The sequence below is a fragment of the Phenylobacterium sp. genome (assembly GCF_030654915.1).
Classification (GTDB): Bacteria; Pseudomonadota; Alphaproteobacteria; order Caulobacterales; family Caulobacteraceae; genus Phenylobacterium.
In genome coordinates this window covers 1-4,138 of record NZ_JAURWM010000154.1, presented here as the reverse complement: position 1 = coordinate 4,138, position 4,138 = coordinate 1, and the positions used below count along the sequence as shown (strand labels likewise).

Here is a 4,138-nt window from a genome sequence, read left to right as displayed (position 1 = left end):
CCACCCTATCCACACGCCGTCACTGGGGAGTAGCCGCCCGTAGCTCCAACGGGGGATGCGTCAACAAACTTGCCGACGGCCGTCAGGTCCTAGGCATGGTGCATCCAGCAAGTGCTTGGCGAGACCTTTGGCTTTCGTGTGCCGGTCCATAGCGGGGTCGGCGGCGCGGAAAGCCATTGGTATGTCTCGACCCCGCCCGGACGCCTGCTCCTATGGAAGCCTTCCTCGTCTCAACCGGCCTCGTGGCCGTCGCCGAAATTGGCGACAAGACACAGCTACTGGCGATTTTGCTGGCCGCGCGGTTCCGCAAGCCGGTCCCCATCATTCTCGGCATCCTGGTCGCGACCATGGGCAACCATGCCCTGGCCGCCATGGTCGGGGTGGCCGCCGGCCAATTCCTCCAAGGCCCGTGGATGAAGTGGGCCCTAGGCTTCGCCTTCATCGCCTTCGCCGGCTGGGCGCTGATTCCCGACAAGTTCGAAGACGGCGACGCCCCGCGCGAGAAGGCGGGCGCCTCGATCTTCATCACCACCATGGTGGCGTTCTTCTTCGTGGAGATGGGCGACAAGACCCAGATCGCGACGGTCGCCCTGGCCGCCAAGTTCGACCAGGTGCTGATGGTCGCGGCCGGCACCACGCTCGGCATGATGATCGCCAATGTTCCGGCAGTGCTGATCGGCGAGGCCGCGGCCACGCGCCTGCCGCTGAAGTACATCCGCTGGGCGGCCGCCGCCTCGTTCGCGGCGATCGGCATCTGGATCCTGATCGCCGGGTAGCAGGCGGTGGCTGACGCCGGCCATGGCGCGGTAGACGTCCTCCGGCCCAAGATCCGGAAGGACGTCGCCGCTGGCGACGGCGGCCCGCGTCAGCCGGGACGCGGCCGCTTAGAACGTCGCGGTCATTGGATTGGGGCCGATGCGGCCGTCCGTCTGATCAAGGCCGGCGATCGCCGCCATGTCCTCGGCGTCGAGGGCGAAGCCGAACACGTCGAAGTTCTCCACGATCCGGCTGGGGGTGACCGATTTCGGGATCACGATCAGACCGCTGTCCAGGTGCCAGCGAATGATCACCTGGGCCGTCGTGCGGCCGTGCTTGGCGGCGATCCCCGTGATGATCGGGTCGGTCAGCAATTGGCCTTGGCCGAGCGGGCTCCAGGATTCGGTCTTGATGCCGCGCTCGGCGTGGGCGGCGCGCAGGGCCGTCTGCTGGAAGCGGGGGTGAAGCTCGATCTGGTTGAGCACCGGGGTCACGCCAGTTTCGCCGATCACTCGGTCCAGGTGTTCGACCTCGAAATTCGAGACGCCGATGGAGCGGACCTGGCCCGCTTCCTGGGCCTTGATCAGCGCGCGCCAGGTGTCGAGGTAGAGACCCCGATGCGGCGCCGGCCAATGGATGAGGCAAAGGTCGAGTTGATCGAGCTGCAACCGCTTCAGGCTGCCCTCAATGGCCTTCAGGGCGTTGTCGTAGCCCTGGTTCTCGTTCCACACCTTGGTGGTGATGAAGACCTCGTCGCGCGCCACGCCCGAAGCGCGGAGCCCTGCGCCCACACCCTTCTCATTCTGGTAGGCGGCGGCGGTGTCGACATGGCGGTAGCCGGCGTCCAGCGCGGCCTGCACCGCGGTGACCGCGACGTCGTCCGGGGTCTGCCAGACCCCGAGACCGACTTGGGGAATGGCGTGGCCGTCGCCTAGCTCTACGCGCAGTTGCTTGGTCATGGGGAACTCCGGGATGTTTTGGGGCGCGGGACCGGGCTTTGGCCGCCTTCCAACTTCGGGATCGCGGGCGAGGTTCTCAAGGGCGCGGCCGCATCGACATCGGCGTCAGTGCGCGGTCAGGGGCCAGAAGTAGGCGATCAGCGGCGTGCCGAGCACCAGGACCAGCAAGGTCAGCGGCGCGCCCAGCTTCGCATAGTCTCCGAACCGATAGCCGCCAGGGCCCATGACCAGGGTGTTGCACTGGTGGCCGATGGGGGTGAGGAAGTCGCTGGCCGCGCCAACCGCCACCGCCATCAGGAACGGATCGGGATTGAGGCCCAGCTTGCCGGCCAGGCTGGCGCCGACCGGGGCGACGATCAGCACGGTGGCGGCGTTGTTCAGAAATGGCGTAGCCGCCATCGCCACGGCCATGATCGAGACCAAGGCGATCACCGGCGACTGGTCGCGGAACACCATCGAGAGCCAGGCGCCGATCAGGTCGGCGCCGCCTGTCGTCTGAATGGCCTCCGACACCGGGATCAGGGCGGCGATCAGCACGATCAGCGGCCCGTCGATGGCGGCGTAGGCCTCGCGCATCCGGATCGAACCGACCAGGATCATCAACACCGCCGCGCCGAAGAAGGCGATCGCGACCGGCACGAGTTGGAAGGCCACCAGCACCATGGCCGCGGCGAGAATCATGGCCGGGGCGAGGGTGTGGCGGATGCCGCCAAGGCGCACCTCGCGCTCGGCCAGCGGCAGGAAGCCGAGGGTCGACAGCGCGGCGGGCAGGCTGCGCTCGCCGCCCTGCAGCACCAGAACGTCGCCGGCGCGCAGCCGCACCCGGCTGATGTGCTGCTTGAGGCTGTAGCCCGAGCGGCTGACCGCCAACAGATTGACCCCGTGCAGGCCATAGAGGTCGCTCTGCTGGGCCGATTGCCCGATCACCGACGAGTCGGCCGAGACCACCGCCTCCACCACGCGGGCCTCCTCGGTCGGCTCGTCCATGGCGACGGGGCGATCAGAACGCATCAGCCGGAGCTTGGAGCGGGTGATCAGTTCGTCCAGGGCCTGGGGCTCGCCCTGCAGCAGCAGGACGTCTCCGGGCAGGATCTTGAGGTTGGGATGCGGGCGGGCGCGGCGACGCCCCTTGCGCAGCAACAGCATCACCTGGGCCTCGCCGTGGGCCAGGGCGTGCAGGTCGGCGACCCGTGTCTTGGCCAGCGACCAGTCCTCGGGGGCCTCGACCTCGGTGAAATAGGCGTTGGCGGCCAGGGCCGCGTCGATGCCGGCGCTCGGCGCCCGGTCGGTCGGCAAGATCTTGTAGGCGAAGGCCTGGTACACCAGGCCGATCACCGCCAGCGCCAGGCCGTCCGGGGTGTAGTCGTACATCCCGAACGGCTTACCGAGGATCTCCTCGCGCACCTGGGAGACGATGATGTTCGGGGCGGTGCCGACCAGGGTGACGATCCCGCCCAGCATGGCGCCGAACGCCATCGGCATCAGCAGGCGCGAGGGCGATGAGCCGGTGCGGCGGGAGATCTGCAGGGCGACCGGCATCAGGATGGCCAAGGCGCCGACATTCTTAGTCGCGGTCGACAGCAGGGTGACCGCGGCTGTCAGGACCGGAACCTGGCTGCGTTCGGTCTTCAGATAGGGAATCAGCGGGCGCAGCGCGGCCTCGACGATCCCAGACTTGGCGAAAGCGGCGCTGACGATCAGGGCCGCGCCGATGATGATGGTGATGTCGTTGGACAGGCCGTCGAAGGCGCTCTTGGCTGGGACAACGCCAATGACCACGCCGGCCAGCAATGCGCTGAGCGCGATCACGTCATAGCGAAAGCGGCCCCAGATAAAGGCGGCGATGGTCAGGCCGATAAGCCCGAAGGCCAGCCCCTGCTGCAACGTCATATAGGCCCCCACGTCGTCGAGTTTGGACAACGCAAGACCGCGTTGAAGGCTGCGCCACAAAGCAAAAGAGCCCGGCCTTTCGGCCGGGCTCTCCGCTAGATCGGCTTAGCGCCGAAGATCGATATCTTAGAAGTTGATGTCGATCGTCGAACGGCGGTTCAGCGGTTCTTTCACGCCATCCGGGGTCGGAACGGCGAGATCGGTTTCACCCTTCCAATCCACTTGCAGCGTGGACTGACCAACGCCCAGACCAACCAGCGCATCGGCGGTGGCCTTAGCGCGGCGTTCCGAGAGACGCATGTTGTAGTCAGCCGGGCCCGACGTATCGGTGTGGCCGACCACGATCACGCGGGTCGCATTGCCGCTGGTCGCGTAGGTCGCAGCTTCCTGAACCACCGCCTGGGCTTCCGGCGTCAGGACGTACTGATCGAACGGGAAGTAGACGACGAATTGCTTAGCCTCGGCAGCAGCCGGAGGCGGCGGCGGCGGGGGCGGAGGAGGCGGCGGGGGCGGCGGGGGCGGCGGAGGCGGCG

General features: G+C 67.5%; 4 protein-coding genes and 1 riboswitch. Of the genes, 1 reads left to right on the top strand and 3 read right to left on the bottom strand.

Annotation, left to right across the window (positions count from 1 at the left end; all coding sequences use genetic code 11):
• The first annotated feature begins 12 nt into the window (after window positions 1-12).
• Window positions 13-209: riboswitch (yybP-ykoY riboswitch) on the top strand.
• 3 nt (window positions 210-212) lie between these two features.
• Window positions 213-776 (top strand): TMEM165/GDT1 family protein, encoded by a 564-nt coding sequence (locus tag Q7T84_RS08045; RefSeq protein WP_304807549.1) that lies wholly within the window; start codon window positions 213-215, stop codon window positions 774-776.
• Window positions 777-884: 108 nt separating this feature from the next.
• Here Q7T84_RS08045 and Q7T84_RS08040 read toward each other — a convergent pair whose 3' ends face one another.
• From Q7T84_RS08040 to Q7T84_RS08030, 3 genes are all read right to left on the bottom strand, one after another.
• Window positions 885-1,715 carry an aldo/keto reductase gene (locus Q7T84_RS08040; RefSeq protein WP_304807547.1) on the bottom strand — a complete coding sequence of 277 codons (831 nt, stop codon included), beginning with the start codon at window positions 1,713-1,715 and terminating at the stop codon, window positions 885-887.
• A gap of 105 nt (window positions 1,716-1,820) precedes the next feature.
• Window positions 1,821-3,635, bottom strand: coding sequence for an SLC13 family permease (locus tag Q7T84_RS08035; protein ID WP_304807545.1), 1,815 nt, complete (start codon window positions 3,633-3,635; stop codon window positions 1,821-1,823).
• Window positions 3,636-3,731: 96 nt separating this feature from the next.
• On the bottom strand, window positions 3,732-4,138 hold a 407-nt coding region (locus Q7T84_RS08030; protein ID WP_304807543.1), incomplete at its 5' end, for an OmpA family protein.